We start from the raw sequence: 22,552 nt of genomic DNA, 5'->3' as shown, positions 1-22,552 counted from the left end.
GCAGGAATCACCACGATGCCGCCAAGCAGACGCGACACCCTGGGGATGCTCACTGGAGGTGCCGCCCTGTTGGCGGCACAGTCGGCACTGGGCTCCGAGCACTCGCCACTCAAAGAAAGCCCACGCCGCGTGAAAGAATCATCGACTCCCCGGCAAGCGCCGAAAACCTACAACCTTTTGGAACTGGAAGCGCTCGCATCAGAGGTCATTCCTCGCCCGGCCTTCGATTACATCGCACGGGGCGCCGGTGACGAGCAGACCTTGCGGGAGAACCGCACGGCATTCTCCCGAGCCTTCCTCGACCAGCGCATCCTGACCGGCAAGACGGTCAAGAGCCTGGAGACGAAAATCCTCGGCAGCCCACTGCGTGCACCTGTCGTAGTGTCCGCGATGGCAGCGCACGGTCTGGCGCACCCATCGGCAGAATCCGGCACGGCAAAAGGCGCCGCTGCTTATGGAACACTGCTGGGTGTCAGCACCGTCTCGACCCAGAACCTCGAGCAAGTTGCCTCGGCAAGCAACGGTGACAAGTGGTTCCAGTGCTACCTGACGCGCGACAGCGGCTTCAACCGCGAACTGCTGCAGCGCGCGCACGCGGCGGGTTACAAAGCCATCGTCATGACTGCAGACGTGACGGTCGGCGGTAATCGCGAGCAGGACCGGCGCAATAACCTGCGCATGCCAACCCCCGGCAACTTTCTAGATACCAGTAATCGACCTCGTAAGATCGAGTTCGCGTTCGACAGCAGCATTGGCCTGGACAGCCTGGATTTCGTGCGCGAGCACAGTGGTGGTCTGCCGTTGATCGTCAAGGGCGTGACCACTGCGCTGGATGCGCGAGCGCTGCTGCAACACGGGGTCGATGCCATCCAGGTTTCCAATCACGGCGGCCGCCAGCTGGACGGTTCCCCGGCAGCGTTCGACTCATTGCAGCGAGTGGCCGCCGAGGTAAAGGGCCGCGTCCCGCTCATCTTCGACAGCGGCATCCGGCGCGGCCTCGATGTGTTCAAGGCCATCGCCGCCGGCGCTGATCTGGTCGCAGTCGGTCGTCCCGTGCTCTACGGCCTGGCCCTCAATGGCTCGCAAGGGGTGCAGTGGGTGCTCGAACAGCTCGAGCAGGAACTGCGCATCGTCATGCAACTTTCCGGCGCTGCCACGGTTGCCGACATCCGCACCACGCCTTTGCTGCACAAGCCGTTCTTCGACGCATGAAGCGCAGCGCTGAGCGACTGCGCCAGCGCTATGCACCGTGGTAACCCTCACTCGCGACTGGCATGACCAGGGGATAACAGCATGACTCAACGACAACTGCATTTCGGCGCCATTCTCACGGGCGTTGGCACCAGCCAGCAGGAATGGCTGAACCCGGAAATTCCCGGCAACGCCAGCATCGACATCGACTGGTACAAGCAGCAGGCACGCGCTGCCGAGGCGGCCAGGTTCGATTTCGTGTTCATCGTCGACAGCCCCTACATCACGCCGGAATCGGCACCGCACTTTCTCAATCGCCTGGAGCCGCTGACGCTGCTCTCCGCCCTGGCCGGCGCCACCGAGCGGATCGGCCTGGTGGCCACGCTGACCACCTCCTACACCGAACCCTTCAACGTTGCGCGCCAGTTCGCCTCGCTGGACCAGATCAGCCATGGCCGCGCCGGCTGGAACGTGGTGACCACCGGCCTGGAGGGTGCGGCGGGCAACTTTGGCCGCGAGCAGCATATCGACCACGGCGAGCGTTACCGGCGTGCCCACGAGCACGTTGCGGTAGTACAGGGTTTGTGGGACTCATACGAAGACGATGCCTTCCCACGCGACAAGGCCAGCAGGCGCTTTCTCGACCCGGCCAAACAGCACCGCCTGGATCATCAGGGCGAGTTCTTTTCGGTTACCGGCCCACTGAACATCTCCCGCTCCCCTCAGGGGCAGCCGGTGATCTTCCAGGCGGGCGTGTCCGAATCCGGCCGCGGCCTGGCTGCCGCCATCGCCGAAGGCATCTTCGCTGGCGTGGACAACTTCGAGGATGCCCGCGAGTACTATGCGGACATCAAGCGGCGTACCGCCGAAGCCGGACGCAACCCCGATCATGTGCTGCTGTTCCCGGGTATCGAGCCGATCATCGCCGACACCGATGAGCAGGCCCAGGCCATCGAGCGTGAGCGCAAGGGCGAGCTGGACCTGCACAAGGCCCTGGTGCAACTGGGCCGCCCGTTCAACTACCACGATTTCAGCCAATACGAGCTGGACGCGCCCTTCCCCGATCTCGGCGACCTGGGCAGCAATGGCTATCGCGGCCACGCCGAACGCATCAAGCGCGTGGCCCGTGAACAGCACCTGACGCTGCGCCAGACCGCGCTGCGCTTCGGTCAGCCCTACTCCAGCTTCGTCGGTTCGCCGCTTACGGTGGCCAACGAAATAGAGCGCTGGTTCCGCGAAGGCGCCGTGGACGGTTTCAACATCCACGTTGGCGCCCCCAGCGAATTCGCCCGTTCCACCGACGAAGTACTGCCTATCCTGCGTGAGCGCGGTCTGTTCCGTGCCGATTACACGGCGCGCACGCTGCGTGGTCATCTCGGACTACCGGTACCCGGCAACCGCCATACCGCCAAGGACGCCAGCATCCAGCAGGCGCCGCGAGCGCAGGCCGTACCGGCCTGACAGCACGCCTTGGTCGACACGCTCCAGGCGCTGCTGTCGGCGTGTCGACAAGGCCTTCATCGGGCTCGCGCAGCCCCACACTGCGATTCGATCACCTGCAACTCGATGGCGCTCTTCGAGGCTATTACCGTGCGCGCGAATTAATTCATGACGCTATTTCTGAACCAGGACTAGCGCACATATAAAATTCAAAATAAACATAACTATCCATAATGGTAATTAATTAAAAGAATAATATGTTTAGACCAAAACAGTATTTATCAAGCCTGTTTAATTTCCGTAGATTTTAACCATTCCGACCCCTCACCCGGTGGAGGCTATCGACACGCATGACGTGACGACGAAGTCGGATAGTAACGTTGTACGCTCCGCTTCCCGTTATTGCTCTGCGTTCGATATAAGGCGAGACGTTGAATGATCAACGCCCGCATAACCTGATCGAGCCTGAGACCCACCGAAATGACCCGTCGCGAGATATTCCCGCCCGTTCACAGCATCCGCTCACTGCCCCACGACAATAACCGCCTGCTGTCCACCGAAGTGCCCAGGCTGTCCGATCCACACGCCGAGCGCCTGCACCGCAAACAGCGCCTCGCGGCCTCGTACCGGCTGTTCGCCGAGCTGGGTTTCGAAGTGGGAGTGGCCGGGCATTTCACGGCCCGCGACCCGATCGAAACCGACCATTACTGGATCAACCCACTGGGCGTACCGTTCTCGCAGATTCGTGTTTCCGACCTGCTGCGGGTCGATGGCGCAGGCCAGGTGGTCGAAGGCGACGGCCTGCTCAACACCAGCGCGCTGGATCTGCACTACGAGCTGCAGCGGGCACGCCCCGAGGTGGTCGGCATCGCCCACCTGCATGGCTTTCATGGTCGCGTCTGGTCATCGTTCGGACGCCTGTTCGAGCCGATCACCGCCGAGTCTTCGGCGTTCATCGATGATCAGGTGATCTTCGCACGCAATGCTCTGCGCAGTGCCGATGGAGCGCTGGAGCAGGATCGCCAGATCGTCACCCGGTCATTCGTCGAGCACTTTGCCGCGAATAACCTGCTGGTGTGGCAGAACCATGGCCTGTGGACCACAGGCGAAACCGTCGAGAGCGCCGCGTGGCGCTTCATCCAGGCCGATGACAGCGCCCGAGCACACCTGCTGGCCTATGCTGCCGGGCAGCCGGTGGTGCCAGAAATCGACCCTGCCGACCGTGCCCCCAAGGCACGCCGTGAGTTCTTCGCCTGGGTGAACTTCCTGCCGCTATGGGATCGCATCATCCGCCAGCAACCAGACCTTCTGGACTGAGCGGGAGCCAGCACATGCCTACCATCAACCGTCGCTCCCTGCTGCGCAATGGCGCCATTCTGGCTGCCGGCGGGCTGCTACCCGGCTGGGCTGCAGCCGATGACAGCCAGCCGCTGCGGGTCTGGCGCTACAAGGGCACCATCGCCTATTTCCTCGACGATGCTGGCCAGGCACAAGCGCCCTACCCTCTGGAGTGGGTCGATATCGCCGGTGGCAACCTGGTGCTCGAAGCACTGACCAGCAACAGCCTCGACTACGCCTTCATGAGCGAAATCCCGCCGATCTTCGCCAGCATCGCCAAGGCTCCGCTGGCCCTGATCGCCAGCTACAGCGGCGACAACAACAAGACCGGCATCGTGGTGAAGAAGAACAGCGGCATCAGCCAGGTCAGTGACCTGCGTGGCAAACGTATCAGCTACGTGCGTGCCACCAACACGCACTATCTGGTACTCAACATGCTGCGCCAGAACGGCCTGGCGCTGTCCGACGTACAGGCCATTCCGCTACCGGCCCAGGACGGCCTGAGTGCCTTCCAGAACGGCCATATCGATGCACTGGTGACCGGTGGCATCAGCGCGATTCATGCCGAGGCCAACCTCGACGGCGTATTGCTGCAAAGCGCCGAGGGCTATTACTCGGGCAACTACCTGATCTCCACGACCCGAACCGCCTTGGCCAAACCCGGTAAACGGGCAGCCATCGGTGATTTTCTGCTGCGTGAAAAAGCCGCCTGGGACTGGATCGAGAGCCACCCCGAACAGTGGGCATTGCGCAGTGAAACGCTCACCGGCATTCCCCGGGAGCTCTATTTGCAGCAATTCGAACAACGCAGCCAGCCGGCGCGAATAAGGCCCGTGGAAGATGCCGCCATAGAGGCCCAGCAGCAAGTTGCCGATGTGTTCTACGAGAGCGGCCTGATACGTCAGAAAGTCGATGTCCGCCCACTGTGGGACAAACAGTTCAGCGAACTATTGAGCGGCTGAACATGAATAACGAACCCCACTCAACAGCATGAAAGAGCACCTGTTCTAACGATACCGAGCCACCCATCAGACACAACTTCCCATTCATTGAACGGCAACGCGTCAACGTTGCCGCGACGGCGCCCTGCTGCCTGCAAACAGCAACTAACAGTGCGCCAGCACGTGCACCAGAACTATCAGGCAAGACCCTCAGGGCAAACCCGGGATTGTCTCCATCAGGACGAAACACGCCGTGCAGCGGAAAGCACGAATACCGGGCTCCCAGATGCCTGAACAATTATCGAGAATGAGGGGCAAATGGATGAAATCCACATTGAATTACCCTGTGCTGTCATTGGCGCCTGCCCTGCTGGCCGGCTATCTGATCAGCCCGATCGCTGCCGTCGCCGCACAGACCGACGACAAGCTGGACACCGTGATCGTCACCGGATCACGCGGCAGCGAAGCACGCACGGTGACCACCAGCCCATCGCCGATCGACGTGATCGACAGCACGCAGCTGGAAAAGACCGGCGAAACCAACCTGAAGACCGCCCTGCAGAAAGCCTTGCCGTCATATCAGGTGCGCTCGGTACGCAGCAATTCCAACGACTCCGTGCACCGTCCCGCCAAGCTGCGCGGCCTGGGTGCGGCCGACGTGCTGGTGCTGGTCAACGGCAAGCGCCGCCACACCAGTTCATCGGTACACCTGGGCGGCCTGGAGTCCAACGGCGCGACCTCGGTGGATCTGGAGCTGATTCCGGTCAGCGCCATTCACCACGTCGAAGTGCTGCGCGATGGCGCTGCGGCGCAATACGGATCGGACGCGGTTGCCGGGGTGATCAACATCATCCTCAAGGAGACCGACCACGGCGGCTCTGCCAGTGCCTACTGGGGCGAGTACTTCGAGGGCGATGGCGAGAACCTCAAGCTGGCTGCCAACAAGGGCTTCGCCCTGCCCAACGACGGCTTCATCAACCTGGCCATCGACGGGCGCTCGGAGCAAACCGCAGTCAAGTCGCTGGACGCCACCGGCGCCTTCTACCACCCGGTCAATGGCCAGCCGGACCCACGCGAAGCCACCGTCAGCCGCAAGGTCTCGAAGAACGGCAAGCCCAAGGTCAAGGGCTTCAACGGCTCCTACAACCTGGAGCTGCCGGTCAACGACGAGGTGTCGCTGTACTCCTTCTCCACCTATACCGAACGCGACTCAAGGGTCGGCCAGAATTTCAGGCGGCCCAACTCGACCAACATCATCGAGTCCATCTACCCCGACGGCACCGCCCCCTTCGTGACCTTCGAGGAAACCGACTGGCAGGTCGCGGGTGGCGTGAAGGGGCTGGCCGCCGGTTGGGACTGGGATCTGAGCACCACCTACGGGCGCAACGAGATCGACCACGGCTCGCGCGAGAGCCTCAATGCATCCCTCGGCCCGTCCAGCCCGACGAGTTTCTGGACCTACACCTCGGAATCCGAACAGTGGACCACCAACCTCGACTTCTCCCGCGCCTTCGAGGTCGGCCTGAGCAAGCCCCTGCAATTTTCCTGGGGTGCGGAATACCGCGAGGATGGCTTCAAGACCATTTCCGGTGACCCAGCCTCCTACGCGGCGGGTACCTATCAGTACCCGGTGGGCAACCCGCTCAACCCAAGCACCGGCTCGATCGGTGCCCAGGGTGCGATCACCCTGCTCCCGGAAGACGAAGCGGACGTGCAGCGCAGCAACTACGCCGGCTACGTGGACGTCGGTTTCTACCCGACCGAGAAGCTTTACGTCGGCCTGGCCGGGCGCTACGAGGAATACGATGACGCCGCAGGCGACACCACCAGCGGCAAGCTCTCGCTGCGCTACGAGTTCACCCCCGACTTCGCCCTGCGCGGCACCATCAACAATGGCTTCCGCGCCCCGTCGCTGTCGCAGACCTCGTTTGCACGCAGCCAGAACGCCTACACCAGCGTGGGCGGCCAGGCGGTCTACGCGCAAACCAAGACGGCTGCCGTCGACAGCGAACTGGCGCGTGCCCTGGGCGCTACCGACCTGAAGCCGGAGAAATCCACCAACATCAGTGTCGGCTTCACCTGGAAACCGGTTCAGGCCGCCAACGTGACGCTCGACGTCTATCAGGTGGAGGTCAAGGATCGCATCAGCGGCAGTACCTATTTCTCCGGCAGCGCGGTGAACGCCCTGCTGGCGAACCTCGGCTATGCACCGGGCTACCGCGTGCAGTACTTCACCAATGCCGCCGACACCACCACCACGGGGCTGGATCTGGTCGCCGATTACCGTTCCGACTTCGGCCGCTACGGCCAGGTCAAATGGAGCCTGGGCTACAACTACAACAAGACCGAGATCGACAAGCTGGCCTCCACACCGGGCGTGCTGGCGGCCATCGGCGTCAACCAGCCGCTGGTCGATCACGTTTCTCAGGGCTACCTGACCGACTCCTACCCACGCAGCAAACTGATCCTCGGCAGCGACTGGCGGATCGGCGATTTCAGCGCCGCGCTGACCCTCACCCGTCACGACAAGGTGACCGAGCGCGATACCGGCGGCCCGCAGTTCGACCAGACCTACGGCGCCAAGTGGATCACCGATGTGGAGTTCGGTTACGACCTCAGCGACAACCTCAATGTCGTGCTGGGCGCCAGCAACCTGTTCGACGTCAAACCGGACGAGCACAAGTACCCAAGCGGCAACACCAACGGCTTCCCGCCCTACGCCAACGCGCCCTTCGATGACAACGGCGCCTACTGGTACACCCGCGTCGCCTACAACTTCTGACCCTTCGAACGCCTCCGGCAGCGCCGCAGGCCAACCCGTGGAAAACGCCATGAGCACAGCAGACAAGAAGATCATTCTCGGGGCCTTCGTACCCGGGGTGTTGACCGGTTCGGCCTGGCGCCTGCCGGAAGCGCCGAAAGACACCTTTCTGGACTTCGACCATTACCGCTACATCGCCGAGAAGCTGGAAGCCGGGCGCTTTCATGCGCTGTTCTTCAACGACGGCGTCAAGGTCGACCTCGATCCGGGCCTGGAGAAAGGCGCCAACAGCGTGCGCTGGGATCCGTTGATCCTGGCCCCGGCACTGGCCCTGGTCACCAGGCATATCGGCCTGATCACCACCGGCAGCACCACCTACAACGAGCCCTACAACCTGGCACGCAAATACGCGTCGCTGGATCACATCAGCAAGGGTCGAGCGGGCTGGAACCTGGTGACATCGCTGGGCGGTGGCGAGAACTTCAATCGCGCCGAGCACAGCCAGCACAGTGATCGTCACGAGCGCGCCGAAGAGTTCTTCGACGTGATCAGCGGCCTGTGGGACAGCTGGGGGGATGGTGCCTTCGTGCAGGACAAGGCATCCGGCACCTGGCTGGATCTCGACAAACTGCATGTGCTCGACCATCAGGGCAAGCACTTCCAGGTCAAGGGGCCGCTCAACGTGGCCAGGCCGATCCAGGGTCACCCGGTGATCGCCCAGGCGGGCTCCTCGGAGGCTGGCATCCGCCTCGGTGCTCGGGTTGGCGAACTGATCTTCACGGCGCAGCAGACGGTCGAGGAAAGCCTGGCGTTCTACCGCACCATCAAGGATCAGGCGGCAACCGAGTTCGGTCGCTCGGCCGAGCAACTCATCGTGCTGCCAGGCATTTCGCCGGTGGTCGGCAAGACGCTGGCCGAGGCCGAAGCCAAGTACGAGCGCCTGCAGGAGTTGCTCGACCCGAAATCCTTCCTGAGTCGCATCTCGCGTTTCGCCAGCCTGGATTACGACCTCTCCGAACTGCCCTTCGATGAGGTGGTGCCCCTGCCGCCCGAGCAGTTCAGCACCGACAGCCACCCCAGCCGGCAGAAGCTGGTCTACGACCTGATCCGCCGCGAACGGCCCACGGTCCGGCAACTGTTCAACAAACTCACCGCAGGCGGCCACCGCGTACTGATCGGCACCCCGCAGAGCATCGCCGACGACCTGCAGCACTGGTTCGACAGTGGCGCCGCCGACGGTTTCAACGTGATGTTCTCCGGCCTGCACGCCGGCATCGACGATTTCGTCGACGGGGTCGTGCCCGAGCTGCAGCGCCGCGGCCTGTTCCAGCGTGAATACGCCGGCACCACCCTGCGCGAAAACCTCGGCTTGCCCTATCGGCAGAACCGCCACCGCTGACCTGACTGGAGACCTCCATGACACGCCGCCCTCTCTTCTGGACGACGACCCTGGCATTGGCCATCGGCCTGGCTGGCTGCGGCGACCCGGCGCCGCCGAGCGACACCCCCTCGACGGCCAAGGCACCGGCACACGGCGGGATACTCAAGGTCGCCTTCGACGGTGACCCGCTGTGCATCGACCCGCACCAGGCCGGCAACAACACGGCGCTCAATGTGGGTCGGCAACTGACCGACTCGCTCACCGATCAGGATCCGCAATCCAGCGAGATCGTGCCCTGGCTGGCCGAGCGCTGGGAAATCAGCGAAGACTCGCGGCGCTTCACCTTCCACCTGCGCGAGGGGGTGACCTTCAGTGACGGCACACCGCTCGACGCCGCCGCGGTCAAGGCCAACTTCGAGGCGATCATCGGCCTCGGCGCCCTGGCCACCCTCGGCGGTACCTATCTGTCCGGGCTGGAAAGCATCGAAGTACCCGAGCCGTTGACCCTGGTGGTCAGTTTCAAGCAGCCCAACGCCCAGTTCCTGCAGGCCACCTCGACCATGAGTCTGGGCCTGTTCGCCACCAGCACGCTGCAACGCTCCAGCGAGGAACGCTGCCAGGGTGCTCTGGTCGGCTCGGGCCCTTTCGTACTGGACAGCTTTACCCATAACCAGAGCGTGAAGCTTTCACACCGCGCCGATTACACCTGGCCATCATCCCTGGCAGGCCATCAGGGTCGTGCCTGGCTCGATGGCATCGAGTTCGTGATCATTCCGGAGTCGGGGGTGCGCCTGGGCAGCCTGCTGTCACGGCAGATCGACGTGAATACCGGTGTGGCGGTGCAGGACGAAGGCATTCTCGAGGCGCAGGGCATCCCGTTCATCGCTCGTCCCAACCCGGGCATCGTCTTCAACCTGGCGCCGAACGAATCCCGCGAACTGCTCAAGGAAACCGCCGTTCGCCAGGCCCTCAACAAGGCCATCGACCGCAGCGAACTGCAGGGCATCATCTCCCGCTATCAGAAGCCCGCGACTTCGGCTCTGGCCAGCAGCACGCCGCTGTATCACGACCTGTCCGGGGCGCTGCAGCACGACGCGCAAGGCGCCGCACGGCTGCTCGACGAGGCCGGCTGGCAACTCGGCGCCGATGGTATCCGAGCACGGGATGGCCAGCGGCTGTCGTTCCGGGTCGATTACTGGCAGGCCTCGACGCCGGTGTTGGAACTGATCCAGCAGCAACTGCGCCAGGCCGGTATCGAGCTGCGCCTGAACAAGACCACCATCAGTCAGACCAGCGCGCTGCAAAGCGAAGGCGACTACGACCTGTGGTTCTTCAACCTCACCCGTGCCGACCCCGACGTACTGCGCACGGTGTTCTTCGCCTCCGGGCGCAACGTCAACAAGCGTCCGTTTTCGGAGGTCGACGAAGTGCTGCAGGCGTCGGCCTCGGTGCTCGATGCGGGGCAGCGCCGCCAGCTGATCCAGCGCGCCAGTCAGTTGCTCGTCGAGCAGGGCCACATCCTGCCGCTGTACGAATCGGCCACGGTGACGGCATTCGGCAACCAGGTTCACGGCCTGCATTACGAGGCCTCCACCCGCCTGCAATTCTTCGATACCTGGCTGGAACCACGATGATCGCGAGCACTTTCTGGAACCTGTCTGCCGCCACTCGACGGCGCGTCCTCGCTCAGGCCTACGGGCTGCTCGCCCGCCTGGGCCAGGCGCTGTTCGTGCTGTGGGCAGCCTTCACGCTGTCGTTCGTGATCCTCTACGCGCTGCCGAGCGACCCGGTGACCATCATGCTCAGTCAGAGCGGGGAGATGAGCGCGGCGGATCAGGCGCAGATCGATGCCCTCAAGGCCCGCTACCACCTCGACGAGCCTCTGCCAGTGCAGTACGCCATCGCCTTGTGGCAGGCCCTGCAACTGGACCTGGGCACCTCGATCCAGAGCGGCAAGGCCGTCACCCTGACGCTCTGGCAGGCGCTGCCCGGAACGGCCGCGCTCACTGCTGCGGCGTTGCTGCTGGCGATTCCCGCTGGGGTTGGCCTGGCGCTACTGGCCAGCCTGGTGCGTAATCCGCGCGGCCAGGAGACCCTGCTGGCACTGCCCTCGGTGGCGGTTTCCCTGCCCACCTTCTGGGTCGGCCTGCTGTTGTTGCAGGGGCTTTCGTTCCGCCTCCATCTGTTTCCAGCCATGGGCAACCAGGGCCTCGCATCGCTGGTGCTGCCAGCCTTGACCCTGGCGATACCCACCGCGGCGGTGATCGCCCAGGTGCTGTCACGGTCCATCGCCGGGGTGATTCGCCAGCCCTTCGTCAGCGCCTTGCGCAGCAAGGGTGTCAGCCGCCGCCGCGTACTGTTCGGCCATGTGCTGCACAACGCCTCGATTCCGCTGCTGACCCTGGCTGGCGGCATCATCGGCAACCTGCTGGCCGGTGCGGTGGTCACCGAGACGGTGTTCTCCCGAGATGGCATCGGCCGCCTCGCCCAGGGCGCCGTGGCCAGCCAGGACATCCCCATGGTGCAGGGCGTGGTGCTGCTGGCGGCGCTGATCTACATCCTCGTCAACCTGCTGGTGGACCTGCTCTACCCCCTGCTCGACCCCCGTATCAACCTGAGGAAGACGCCATGAGCAGCTTGTCACCCGTGGCCCGGACGAGCCTTACCTTGTGGCCGTGGCGCCTGCGCCCCGTGCTGCTGGCCAGCCTGCTGGTTCTGGCGCTGGTGCTCGGCTGGGCATTGTTCCCCAGCCTGTTCACCCGCATCGACCCATTGCTCGCGGTGCCGGCCAAGGCCCTGCAAGCGCCTTCCGGGGAGCACTGGTTCGGCACCGATCACCTGGGCCGCGACCTGTATGCGCGCACCGTGCATGGCGCCGGTCTGTCGTTGCGCGCCACCACCCTGGCAGTACTGATTGCGCTACTGACAGGCGGCGCCCTGGGCCTGATTTCGGGCTATTTCTCCGGCCGTGTGGACGTCCTGCTGATGCGCCTGATCGAGGTGTTGATGGCCATCCCTTCACTGCTGCTGGCCATGGCGGTGATCACCGTACTGGGTTTCGGCACCCTCAATATCGCCCTGGCCGTGGGCCTGTCGTCGGTGGCGACCTTCACGCGGATGACCCGCGGTGAAGTGCTGCGCTGGCGCGCCAGCACCTTCGTCGAAGCCGCCATCGCCAGCGGCGTCGGGCACTGGAGCATCATTGGCCGGCATATCCTGCCGCACGCAGCGGGGCCGGTGCTGGCACTGGCGGCTCTGGAGTTCGGTGGCGCGGTACTGGCGGTATCGGCACTGAGCTTTCTCGGTTTCGGCGCACCGCCACCGCAACCGGAATGGGGCCTGCTGATCGCCGAGGGGCGCAACTTCATCGTCGCCGCCTGGTGGTACACCACCCTGCCAGGGTTGCTGGTAGCCGCCGTGGTGCTGGCCGCCAACCAGCTCGCCCGCGCCATGCAGAAAACCTGGGGAGAACAGCGATGAGCCGCCCACTGTTGAAGGTCAGCGGGTTGTCGATCGACTACCTGGGCGTGACAGGCGCGCAGCCCGCCACCCGGGACATCGACCTGCAGATCGGCCGCGGCGAGTTCGTCGCCATCGTCGGCGAATCCGGCTCGGGCAAATCCACCACCGCCTCGGCGCTGATCGGCCTGCTGGCGGACAATGCACGCATCGGCGCCGGCACCATCGAGTTCGATGGCCAGGCCCTGGAGCAGCTCGACGACCGTCATTGGCGGCAGCTACGTGGCACCCGTATCGGCTTCGTGCCTCAGGATCCGGCGCTGTCCCTGGATCCGGTGAAGCGCATCGGCCAGCAGGTCATCGAAGCCCTTACCGTGCATCGCGTACCTCGTAAAGCGGCGCAAGCACGCAGCCTGGAAGTGCTCGCCCAGGTCGGTTTGCGCGATGTCGAGCGGCTGGCTCGGCGCTACCCTCACGAGTTGTCCGGCGGCATGCGCCAGCGTGTGCTGATCGCCATCGCCATGGCCAATCACCCGTCGCTGATCATCGCCGACGAGCCGACCAGCGCATTGGACGTTTCGGTGCAGCGCCAGGTGCTCGATCACCTGCAGAACCTGGCCCGCGAACAGAAGATCGCCGTGTTGTTGATCACCCACGATCTGGGCGTGGCCATGGACCGTGCCGAGCGGGTGATCGTCATGCAGCAGGGGCGGATCGTCGAGAGTGGCAGCACTCAGGATATCTTCCTGCGCCCTCGCCACCCCTACACGCGTCGGCTGCTCGATGCCGCCCCCAGTTTCACCCAGGCGCTCCCAGACAGGCGCCAGCTTCCCGCGAGGGAGACGCCGCTGCTCAGCGTACGGGGGCTGAGCAAGCAATTCACCAGCTGGCGCGATGATCTGCCGCCGGCTGTCTCGCAGGTGTCATTCGACATCCAGCGAGGCACCACGCTGAGCCTCGTCGGTGAGTCCGGTTCGGGCAAATCGACCACTGCACGCATGATCTTGCGCCTGGAACAGGCGACTGCCGGTACCGTGCTGTTCGACGGCCAGGATGTGCTGACCCGCGACGCAGCCCGGTTGCGTGATTACCGCCGTCGCGTGCAGGTGGTCTATCAGAACCCCTACGCCTCGCTGGACCCGCGCTTCACGCTGGAGCAGATCATCTGTGAGCCACTGCGCGCCTTCGCGATTGGCGACCGTACCGCGCAGCGGCAACGGGCAGCGACACTGCTGCAGCGCGTCGGCCTGCCGGTCACGCTGCTGGGCAGCCGCCCCGCGCACCTGTCCGGCGGTCAGCGTCAGCGGGTGGCGATAGCCCGGGCACTGGCCCTGGAACCGCAACTGCTGATTCTCGACGAGCCACTTTCCGCCCTGGATGCCTCGGTGCAGAAGCAGATTCTCGACCTGCTGGCCGAACTCCAGGGGGAGCTGGGCCTTAGCTACCTGTTCATCTCCCATGATCTGGCAGTGGTGAGGCAGATTTCCGATCAGGTGGTGGTGATGCAGGCAGGCCGGATCGTCGAACAGGGCCCAGCCGAGCAGCTGTTCCGCACGCCTGCCAACGCCTATACCCAGCGCCTGCTCAGCGACGTACCCGGGCAACGCTATCTGGACAGCCTGCATTTTCAGGTCGCCATATAACATCCTAAAAAAGCATATTACCAGCAATACAATATTCTTTATTTTGATTATTAACTTAGCATCAGCAGGTATTTCACAAGCGCACGGCAGGCCCCTAAGGTATGCCATCCGCGCTTGAATACAGGAGATGGGAAATGCCTGAAAGCACTGCATCAGCACTCTGGCAACAACGTTACGGTGGCAGCATCGGTGCTGCCGACTGGCGGGCCAACCCGGTGATCGAGCACCTGCTCGCGCATCGCAGCGTACGTGCCTATCTCGAACAGCCGCTGCCGGCCGGTACTCTGGAAACCCTGCTGGCCGCCGCGCAGTCGGCCTCCACCTCCTCCAACCTGCAGGCCTGGAGCCTGCTGGCGGTCGAAGACCCGGCGCGCAAGGAGCGTCTGGCCGCGCTGGCCAACGATCAGGCGCATATCCGCAAGGCGCCTCTATTCCTGATCTGGCTGGCGGATTTCTCGCGAGCACAGCGCATCGCCGAGCAGCGCGACGTGCAACTGCAGGCGCCAGCCTATCTGGACAGCCTGCTGGTCGGCAGCATCGATGCTGCCCTGGCAGCGCAAAACGCCGTGGTCGCCGCCGAATCTCTGGGCCTGGGTACCGTCTACATCGGCGCGCTGCGCAATGACCTGCAGGCAGTGATCGACGAACTGCACCTGCCGCCCCTGGTGTTCCCGGTTTTCGGGCTGTGCGTCGGCTATGCCGATCCGCAGCAGCCGGCGGCGATCAAGCCCCGGCTGCCCCAGGCCGTGACGCTGCACCGCGAGACCTACGGCGTCGACGGCGAGGCGGAACGGGTCGCGGCCTACGAAGGAACCGCTGCTGCCTTCAGCCATGCCCAGGGGCAGAACACGCCAGGCTGGAGCGAGCAGGTGATCAATCGCCTCAAGGGCGTGGAGTCGCTGCATGGCCGCGAGCGTATCAGCCATACGTTGAACGAACAGGGCCTGGCGCTGCGTTAGTCGAAACCACCTATCTGTGGGAGCGGCGAACGCCCGCTTTCGCCTTGTGACGCCCTTTGCCCTATTCGAAATTTGAGACCTGACAGCCAAAAAACGTGAGTCCCCCATGACCGTACTCGTTCTGGAAAAACCCCTCATCGACACCGTCGATGCTACCGATTTCAAGCAAGCCATGCGCAACACCGCCGCTTCGGTGAACATCATCACCTGCGCTGGCGACGATGCCGATTACGGGCTCACCGCGACCGCGTTCAGCTCGGTGACCGCCGACCCACCCACCGTGCTGATCGCGGTGAACAGCGGCGCCAGCCTCTATCCGCACCTGATGCGCCAGAAACGCTTTTGCGTCAACGTGCTGAATGCCGATGCCGAAGAAGCCGCCAATGATTTCGCCGGCCGCCTGCCGCCCGAGCAGCGTTTCGGCAAGCATGCCTGGCGGCGCCTGGACAGCGGCAATCCGGCGCTGCTGGCCAGCACCGCGGGCTTCGACTGCCGGATTACCGACTTCCACCATGTCGGTACCCATCTGGTAGCGATTGCCGAGGTACTGGACTGCTGGCACGACGATCAGCAGCCGCTGCTCTACGCTTCGGGCCGCTACGGCCGCTTCTCCTGAGCGGCGCGGTTTCCGAGCGCCGGGCGTCCCCCGACGTCGAGCTGCCGCAACCGGCGCAGGGCGACGGGCTCGACACTCGGGAGCCTGAGGCGGCATTCGATCGCAAGGTGCCGATGATCATCGGCTGCGCCCTGTTCATGGAGCTGCTCGACTCCACCGCCGTGCTCACGGCGCTGGCGAAGATCGCCGAGGATTTCGGCGAGTCCAGCGTGCACATGAACCTGATCGTGTCCCTGTACCTGCTCGCCGTGGCGATGTTCATCCCGATCAGCGGCTGGCTGGCAGAGCGCTACGGCCCACGGCGCCTGTTCATTGCCGCCATCGGGCTGTTCATCGCCAGTTCGCTGGCCTGTGCGCTGTCCACTTCGTTGCTGCAGCTTTCCCTGGCACGTTTCTGCCAGGGCACTGCGGGCGCGATGATGGTACCGGTCGGGCAGATCATCCTGCTGCGCTGGACCAGCAAGGCCAACCTGATGCGCGCCATGGCCTTCCTCACCATGCCGGCCTTGCTGGGGCCGATGGTCGGGCCGCCGCTGGGCGGCCTGCTGGTGACGACGCTGTCGTGGCACTGGATTTTTCTGATCAACCTGCCCATCGGCCTGCTGGGAATCGTCCTGATCCTGCGGCACATTCCGGACTACCCCGGGCACCGACGCCAGCCCCTCGATCTCGCCGGCTTTCTGCTCAGCAGCCTGGCGCTGGCCAGCCTGGTACTGGCTTTCGAATCCCTCGGCCACGGCCGCTCACTGGCGTGGTTCTGGTCGTGTGCGCTGCTGGGCAATGGCCTGCTGTTCGGCCTGCTCTACATTCGCCATGCCCGGCGTTCGGCGGCACCGCTACTGGATTTCTCGCTGCTGCGCATTCCTACCTTCGCGATCGTCCTGTGGGGCGGCACGCTGTTCCGCCTGGGCAGCGCTTCACTGCCGTTTCTACTGGTGCTGCTGTTTCAGGTCGGCTTCGGCCTCAGCGCGCTGCAGGCAGGCCTACTGACCTTCGCCGCCGGCGCTGGTGCGTTGCTGATCAAATTCATCTCGGTACGCATGGTGAGGCGCTTCGGATTTCGGCGCATTCTGCTGTGGAACGCCGTCATCGGTGGCCTTTCCGTGGCCATCTGTGCGTTGCTGCGGGCCGACACGCCCGCGCTGCTGGTGATCGTCATGCTGTTCATGGGCGGCCTGTCCCGCTCCCTGCAGATGAGCACCATGGGTGCGCTGACCTACGCTGATGTCAGCAGTTGTCACGCCAGTAAAGCCAGCACCCTGTCCGCAATGTCCGTGCAACTGGGCATGAGCATGGCGGTGTGCATCGCGGCCCTGCTGCTCGGGCTTATCCAGCGTGTGCGCAACCATTCGGCACCGAGCGTCGACGATATCGGCCTGACCATCTTGCTGGTTAGCCTGTTCTGCCTGGCATCCACCTGGGTGTTCCGCAAACTGCACAGGGAGTCTGGACTGGAAGTATCACAGGGCTGACTCACCGAGCCGTTTCAGCAACGCTGCGGTCGGAACATTGATCAGCAGCACAACCAAATGGAGGAAATCACCGATGGATTACCGTTCACTGGGCAAATCCGGCCTCAAGGTATCGCCACTGTCACTGGGCACCATGATGTTCGGCGGTGCCACCGACGAAACCGAATCGCGGCGCATCATCGATCAGGCGCGGGAGCTGGGGGTCAACTTCATCGACACCGCGGACGTATACAACGGCGGCATTTCCGAGCAAATCACCGGCCGCGCGATCGCCGCCGACCGAGCCAACTGGGTGCTGGCCAGCAAGGTCGGCAGCCCGCGCTCGTGGTCCCATCCAGCCAATCAGGGGCTGAGCCGCAAATCCGTCTTCGATGCCCTCGAGGGCAGCCTGCAGCGCCTGGGCACCGATTACCTAGACCTCTACTACCTGCACCGCGAAGATCACGATACGCCGCTGGAGGAAACCATTTCCGCCATCGGCGACCTGATCCGCCAGGGCAAGATCCGCTACTGGGGCGTCTCCAATTTCCGCGGCTGGCGGCTGGCCGAGGCGGTGAACATCGCTCGCCGCCAGGGCGTCGACGATCCCGTGGCCAGTCAGCCGCTGTACAACATCGTCAACCGTCAGGCGGAAACCGAGCAGTTCACCGCGGCGCGCCACTACGGCCTCGGCGTGGTGCCTTACAGCCCGCTGGCGCGTGGCGTACTGAGCGGCAAGTACCAGCCCGGCAGCGAACCGGATGCAGGGTCGCGGGCGGCACGGCAGGACAAACGGATTCTGGAGACCGAATGGCGCCCGGAATCACTGGCCCTGGCGCAGCAGGTCAGCGCCCACGCACAGCGCCGCGGTAGCGACCCGATCAGCTTCGCCATCGCCTGGGTGCTGGCCAACCCTCAGGTCAGCGCCGCCATCGTCGGACCGCGGACGCTGCAGCAGTGGCAGAGCTATATCGGCGCCCTGGAGCTGCGCCTGGACGGCGAGGACGAGGCATTCATCGACGGCCTGGTCGCTCCCGGCCACGCCTCGACACACGGATTCAACGACCCCGCCCACTTCGTCAGCGGGCGCCACTGATCACCCTCATAGGAGCTTCCATGCAAAAGCGTACATTAGGCCGTACCGACCTCGACGTCAGCGTCATCGCCCTGGGCACCATGACCTGGGGCGAACAGAACACCGAGGCCGAGGCTTTCGAGCAGATTCGCCTGGCCAAGGATGCCGGCGTCAATTTCCTCGACACCGCGGAAATGTATCCCGTACCGCCCAACGGCAAGACCTACGGCAGTACCGAAAGCATCATCGGCAACTACTTCCGGCGCTTCGCCGATCGTGCCGACTGGGTACTGGCCAGCAAGGTCGCCGGCCCAGGCCGCATGGAACACATTCGCGACGGTAATCCGCGCCTGGACCGCAAGAACATCATCGCCGCCCTGGACGCCAGCCTGGATCGCCTGCAGACCGACTATCTCGATCTCTATCAACTGCACTGGCCGGATCGCAAGACCAACTTCTTCGGCCAGCTCGGGTTCAGCCACGAGCCGGACGATCAGTCGGTGGCCATCGAAGACACCCTCGAAGTGCTCGACGAGCTGGTCAAGGCCGGCAAGATTCGTCATATCGGCCTGTCCAATGAAACGCCGTGGGGCACCGCGCGCTTCCTGCACCTGGCAGAAACACGCGGCTGGCCTCGCGCCGTGTCGATCCAGAACCCTTACAGCCTGCTCAACCGCACCTTCGAGATCGGCCTGGCGGAAATCGCCCTGCGCGAGCAGATCGGCCTGCTCGCCTACTCGCCACTGGCGTTCGGTGTGCTGTCCGGCAAGTACCTGAACGGTGCGCGCCCGGCGAAAGGCCGGTTGACACTGTTCGAGCGTTTCCAGCGCTACAACAACCCCGAGGTCGAACGGGCGGCCAGCGCCTACGTCGACCTCGCCCGGGAACGCGGGCTGGATCCGGCACAACTGGCGCTGGCCTTCGTGACTTCGAGGCCGTTCGTGACCAGCAACATCATCGGCGCCACGACGCTGGAGCAATTGCGCAGCAACCTGGCCAGTGTGGAGCTGCAACTCGATGACGACCTGCTGGCTGCTCTGGAGGCCATCCACCGCAGCCAGCCCAACCCGGCACCTTGAGCGGCCATCGGGCAGCCCGGTTCAGGGTTGCCCGGATCGCCCCCGGATGAGTCAGAGCATGGTGTGGTCATAGAGGATCGCCGCACCCACGCCGATCAACACCAGACCGCCGATGATTTCCGCCTTGTGGCCAATAGCGGTGCCGATCACCCGGCCGAGCATCACGCCGATGGTGACCATGGTCATGGTCGCCAGACCGATTGCCAGCGCGGCGACCCAGATATTGACATCGACGAATGCCAGGCCGACGCCCACGGCCAATGCGTCGATGCTGGTGGCGAAGGCCGTCACCGCCAGCACCCAGAAGGAGTGCGACTTGGCTTTCTCGGCGGCGTCCGCGGCATCGGGCTGCAGACCAGCGTAGATCATGTGCAGGCCGAGCAGCAGGAGCAGCACGAAGGCGATCCAGTGATCCCATTCCTCGACGAAGCTGGCGGCGGCCTGGCCGATGAACCAGCCGACCACGGGGGTGATGCCTTCGATCACGCCGAAGATCAGTCCAGTGCGCAGGGCATCGATGAAGCGGGGTTTGTGCAGACTGGCGCCCTTGCCGATAGCCGCGGCGAAAGCGTCCGTGGACATGGCGAAAGCCAGAAGGATGAGGGAAATGGGATTCACGGTTACGTCTCGGTCGGGCTATGAGTCAATGACGGATACACGCGCCCGACCTTAGGCACGTATCTGTCATTGGTCTCACCAACCTCACGGTGTTCGCACCACGGCTTCTGCCGAGAATGTTGATACGAACGCTACCGAGCGAGCTCGACAGCAGGCTACTCCCCAAAGAGGCCCGCACTTTACCCAAAAGTAACGACTGAAAAAACCACTTTTTCTGCCGGGAAAAGCCGACGAGTTGCGCGGTCGGCAACTACCCATCAGCCGCAAAACAGGGGCCGGACATGCCGTCCGCGGCCCCAAGGGGCAGCTCGTCGAGAGCCACCATCCGCAAAAGCAGCCAGGTAAAGCGATCAGCCCGTGACGCTACCGGCGGGCTTGCGCCCGGCGAACGCGTCCACCAGGCTGGCAACCACCATCTCGCCCATGCGCGTGCGGGTCTGCACCGTGGCACTGGCGCGATGCGGTTGCAGCACCACTTGCTCGAGCTCGAACAGCTCGCCAGGCACCTGTGGCTCGTCGGCGAACACGTCCAGGCCAGCACCGGCAATCTGGCCGTTTTGCAGCGCAGCAACCAGGGCCGGCTCGTCGACCAGCTTGCCGCGGGCGATGTTGATCAGGTAACCGTCGCGGCCCAGGGCATGCAGCACCTCGGCGTTGACGATGGCTTCGCCCTTGTCGGCAGCGGCCGCCAGGATCAGCGCATCGCTGTCGCTGGCCAGCGCCAGCAGATCCGCCACGAAGGTGTACGGCACGTCACTCATCGCCTGCAGATCGGTGTAACTGATTGGGCAACCAAATGCAGCGGCGCGAGTGGCCACGGCTCGGCCAACGCGGCCCATGCCGACGATGCCGATGCGCATACCGGACATCTGTCGGGCCAGCGGCAATGGCACCAGCGGCGTGGCGCTCGTTGCCCACTGCCCGCTACGCACATAACGGTCACCCGTGCTGATGCCACGACATGCGGAAATCAGCAGACCGATGGCAAGGTCAGCGACGTCCTCGGTCAATGCCCCGATAGTGGCCGTCACCTGGATACCGCGATCACGGGCATAGGCCAGATCGATGGCGTCGGTGCCCACGCCATTGACCGCCACCACTTCGAGGTTCGGCAACTGCGCCATCACCGTCTGGGTGATGCCGGTGTGTCCGCCAGTGATCACGCCACGGATATTGGCGCCGTGTTGCGCCAGATAAGACGCTTTGTCGGCCTGCTCGTAGTAGCGGCGGATGGTGAACAGCTGGTCGAGCTTGTCGCGAATCTCGGGGATCAGGATGGGGCTAAGCTGCAGGACTTCTGGTTTCATGGGTACCTCGTTTATCTGTTGGGCAGGTCGTACCGGCCTGTCGATCAGCCGCGGCCAACGAAGGGCATGTTGGTGGCCATCACGGTCATGTTCAGCACGTTGGCCGAGAGCGGCAGCCCGGCGATGTAGCGCACGGCGTCGGCGACATGCTTGACGTCGACCATGGGCTCGACGGCGATCTCGCCATTGGCCTGGCGCACGCCCTTGGTCATGCGTACCGACAGTTCGGTCAGGGCATTGCCGATATCGATCTGGCTGCAGGCGATGCTGAACTCGCGGCCATCCAGTGCCAGGGACTTGGTCAGGCCCAGCACCGCGTGCTTGCTGGTGGTGTAAGCACTGCTGTAGGGCCGCGGCGTATGTGCGGAAATCGAACCGTTGTTGATGATCCGGCCGCCCTGTGGGGTTTGCTTGCGCATCAGCCGGAAGGCGCCGCGCGCACAGAGAAAGACACCATTGAGGTTGGTGTCGATGACGTTGCGCCACTGCTCGACATCCAGATCGTCGAGGGTCACGGCGGGCGTGTTGACACCGGCGTTGTTGAAGACCACGTCGAGCCGCCCGTAGACCTCCTCGACGCTGGCGAACAAGGCATCGACGCTGGCCGGATCGCGGACGTCGGTAGGCACCGCGATGGCTTCCTGGCCACGGGTACGGGCAATCTCGACCAATGCCTGCAGCGGCTCGGGCCGACGCCCGGCCAGTACCAGCGAAAAACCATCGGCCATCAGCGCCTCGGCGACGGCCTTGCCGATACCGCTGCCGGCACCGGTTACCAGGGCGACTTTTTTCAGGGTTTCATGGGACATTTTTTGTTCTCCTCGATGACCTGTTTACGACGTGCAGTCGGCTTGTTTAGCGGCAGCGAAGTGGCGACAGCGGACGTGCGTTGTGGGGCTCCAATTGGTGGGCTGAAGCCCACCCTACAGCCGTGCATCCAAGCAGGTGGGCTTTAGCCCACCAATCGAACACCCGCGTTACCAATGCAGCCCTTGCTAAAAGTTACCAGGGCGACTTTTTTCGGGGTTTCAGTGGGGCTCCAATTGGTGGGCTGAAGCCCACCCTACAGCCATGCATCCAAGCGTAGGGTGGGCTTTAGCCCACCAAATCGAACGCCCGCGTTACCAATGCAGCCCTTGCTAGAAGTTACCAGAGCGACTTTTTTCGGGGTTTCAGTGGGGCTCCAATTGGTGGGCTGGAGCCCACCCTACAGCCGTGCATCCAAGCGTAGGGTGGGCTTTAGCCCACCAAATCGAACGCCCGCGTTACCAATGCAGCCCTTGCTAGAAGTTA

The 22,552-nt window shown here is 63.9% G+C and carries 18 protein-coding genes and 1 pseudogene; 16 read left to right on the top strand and 3 right to left on the bottom strand.

Annotated elements, in window-relative coordinates:
• The first annotated feature begins 15 nt into the window (after positions 1–15).
• The 16 genes and pseudogenes from ACT9T4_RS23280 to ACT9T4_RS23205 all read left to right on the top strand — a co-directional run bounded on the left by ACT9T4_RS23280 (position 16) and on the right by ACT9T4_RS23205 (position 19,334).
• Positions 16–1,212 (top strand): alpha-hydroxy acid oxidase, encoded by a 1,197-nt coding sequence (locus ACT9T4_RS23280; RefSeq protein WP_499119176.1) that lies wholly within the window; start codon positions 16–18, stop codon positions 1,210–1,212.
• Positions 1,213–1,293: 81 nt separating this feature from the next.
• Positions 1,294–2,652 (top strand): LLM class flavin-dependent oxidoreductase, encoded by a 1,359-nt coding sequence (locus tag ACT9T4_RS23275; protein WP_499119174.1) that lies wholly within the window; start codon positions 1,294–1,296, stop codon positions 2,650–2,652.
• Positions 2,653–3,111: 459 nt separating this feature from the next.
• The gene (locus ACT9T4_RS23270) at positions 3,112–3,948 is read left to right on the top strand and encodes a class II aldolase/adducin family protein (protein ID WP_179538234.1); all 837 of its coding nucleotides are present in this window, start codon (positions 3,112–3,114) and stop codon (positions 3,946–3,948) included.
• A gap of 14 nt (positions 3,949–3,962) precedes the next feature.
• Complete coding sequence (locus tag ACT9T4_RS23265; protein ID WP_499119172.1) at positions 3,963–4,931, top strand: ABC transporter substrate-binding protein; 969 nt, start codon at positions 3,963–3,965, stop codon at positions 4,929–4,931.
• 301 nt (positions 4,932–5,232) lie between these two features.
• Complete coding sequence (locus tag ACT9T4_RS23260) at positions 5,233–7,692, top strand: TonB-dependent receptor plug domain-containing protein (protein WP_179538236.1); 2,460 nt, start codon at positions 5,233–5,235, stop codon at positions 7,690–7,692.
• Positions 7,693–7,741: 49 nt separating this feature from the next.
• Complete coding sequence (locus ACT9T4_RS23255; protein WP_042556450.1) at positions 7,742–9,070, top strand: LLM class flavin-dependent oxidoreductase; 1,329 nt, start codon at positions 7,742–7,744, stop codon at positions 9,068–9,070.
• Positions 9,071–9,087: 17 nt separating this feature from the next.
• A complete protein-coding gene (locus tag ACT9T4_RS23250; RefSeq protein WP_499119170.1) occupies positions 9,088–10,686 on the top strand; it encodes an ABC transporter substrate-binding protein in 1,599 nt (532 codons plus the stop codon).
• The gene (locus ACT9T4_RS23245) at positions 10,683–11,684 is read left to right on the top strand and encodes an ABC transporter permease (RefSeq protein WP_179538239.1); all 1,002 of its coding nucleotides are present in this window, start codon (positions 10,683–10,685) and stop codon (positions 11,682–11,684) included. The genes ACT9T4_RS23250 and ACT9T4_RS23245 overlap by 4 nt, the downstream gene beginning before the upstream one ends.
• Positions 11,681–12,532 (top strand): ABC transporter permease, encoded by an 852-nt coding sequence (locus ACT9T4_RS23240; protein ID WP_499119168.1) that lies wholly within the window; start codon positions 11,681–11,683, stop codon positions 12,530–12,532. The genes ACT9T4_RS23245 and ACT9T4_RS23240 overlap by 4 nt, the downstream gene beginning before the upstream one ends.
• Positions 12,529–13,326 (top strand): annotated as a pseudogene (locus ACT9T4_RS23235) (ABC transporter ATP-binding protein); the annotation flags it as partial. The gene ACT9T4_RS23240 and the pseudogene ACT9T4_RS23235, both read left to right, overlap by 4 nt.
• A gap of 33 nt (positions 13,327–13,359) precedes the next feature.
• Positions 13,360–14,154, top strand: a complete 795-nt coding sequence (locus ACT9T4_RS23230; RefSeq protein WP_499119199.1) for an ABC transporter ATP-binding protein — start codon at positions 13,360–13,362, stop codon at positions 14,152–14,154.
• 134 nt (positions 14,155–14,288) lie between these two features.
• Positions 14,289–15,113 (top strand): NADPH-dependent oxidoreductase, encoded by an 825-nt coding sequence (locus tag ACT9T4_RS23225; protein WP_499119166.1) that lies wholly within the window; start codon positions 14,289–14,291, stop codon positions 15,111–15,113.
• Positions 15,114–15,219: 106 nt separating this feature from the next.
• Positions 15,220–15,729 (top strand): flavin reductase family protein, encoded by a 510-nt coding sequence (locus ACT9T4_RS23220; RefSeq protein ID WP_499119164.1) that lies wholly within the window; start codon positions 15,220–15,222, stop codon positions 15,727–15,729.
• A gap of 113 nt (positions 15,730–15,842) precedes the next feature.
• Complete coding sequence (locus ACT9T4_RS23215) at positions 15,843–17,201, top strand: MFS transporter (RefSeq protein WP_499119198.1); 1,359 nt, start codon at positions 15,843–15,845, stop codon at positions 17,199–17,201.
• Between the two features lie 73 nt (positions 17,202–17,274).
• Positions 17,275–18,276, top strand: coding sequence for an aldo/keto reductase (locus ACT9T4_RS23210; RefSeq protein WP_499119162.1), 1,002 nt, complete (start codon positions 17,275–17,277; stop codon positions 18,274–18,276).
• A gap of 20 nt (positions 18,277–18,296) precedes the next feature.
• Complete coding sequence (locus ACT9T4_RS23205) at positions 18,297–19,334, top strand: NADP(H)-dependent aldo-keto reductase (protein ID WP_499119160.1); 1,038 nt, start codon at positions 18,297–18,299, stop codon at positions 19,332–19,334.
• Positions 19,335–19,385: 51 nt separating this feature from the next.
• Here ACT9T4_RS23205 and mntP read toward each other — a convergent pair whose 3' ends face one another.
• From mntP to ACT9T4_RS23190, 3 genes are all read right to left on the bottom strand, one after another.
• Entirely contained in the window at positions 19,386–19,952 is a 567-nt protein-coding gene (gene mntP, locus ACT9T4_RS23200) for a manganese efflux pump MntP (RefSeq protein ID WP_042556440.1), read from the bottom strand.
• 350 nt (positions 19,953–20,302) lie between these two features.
• Positions 20,303–21,259, bottom strand: a complete 957-nt coding sequence (locus ACT9T4_RS23195) for a 2-hydroxyacid dehydrogenase (protein ID WP_499119158.1) — start codon at positions 21,257–21,259, stop codon at positions 20,303–20,305.
• A 44-nt stretch (positions 21,260–21,303) separates the two neighbouring features.
• Complete coding sequence (locus ACT9T4_RS23190) at positions 21,304–22,068, bottom strand: SDR family oxidoreductase (RefSeq protein ID WP_499119156.1); 765 nt, start codon at positions 22,066–22,068, stop codon at positions 21,304–21,306.
• Positions 22,069–22,552: the final 484 nt, after the last annotated feature.

This window comes from Pseudomonas sp. SZ40, assembly GCF_052958135.1.
This window is presented reverse-complemented; position numbering and strand designations above follow the sequence as displayed.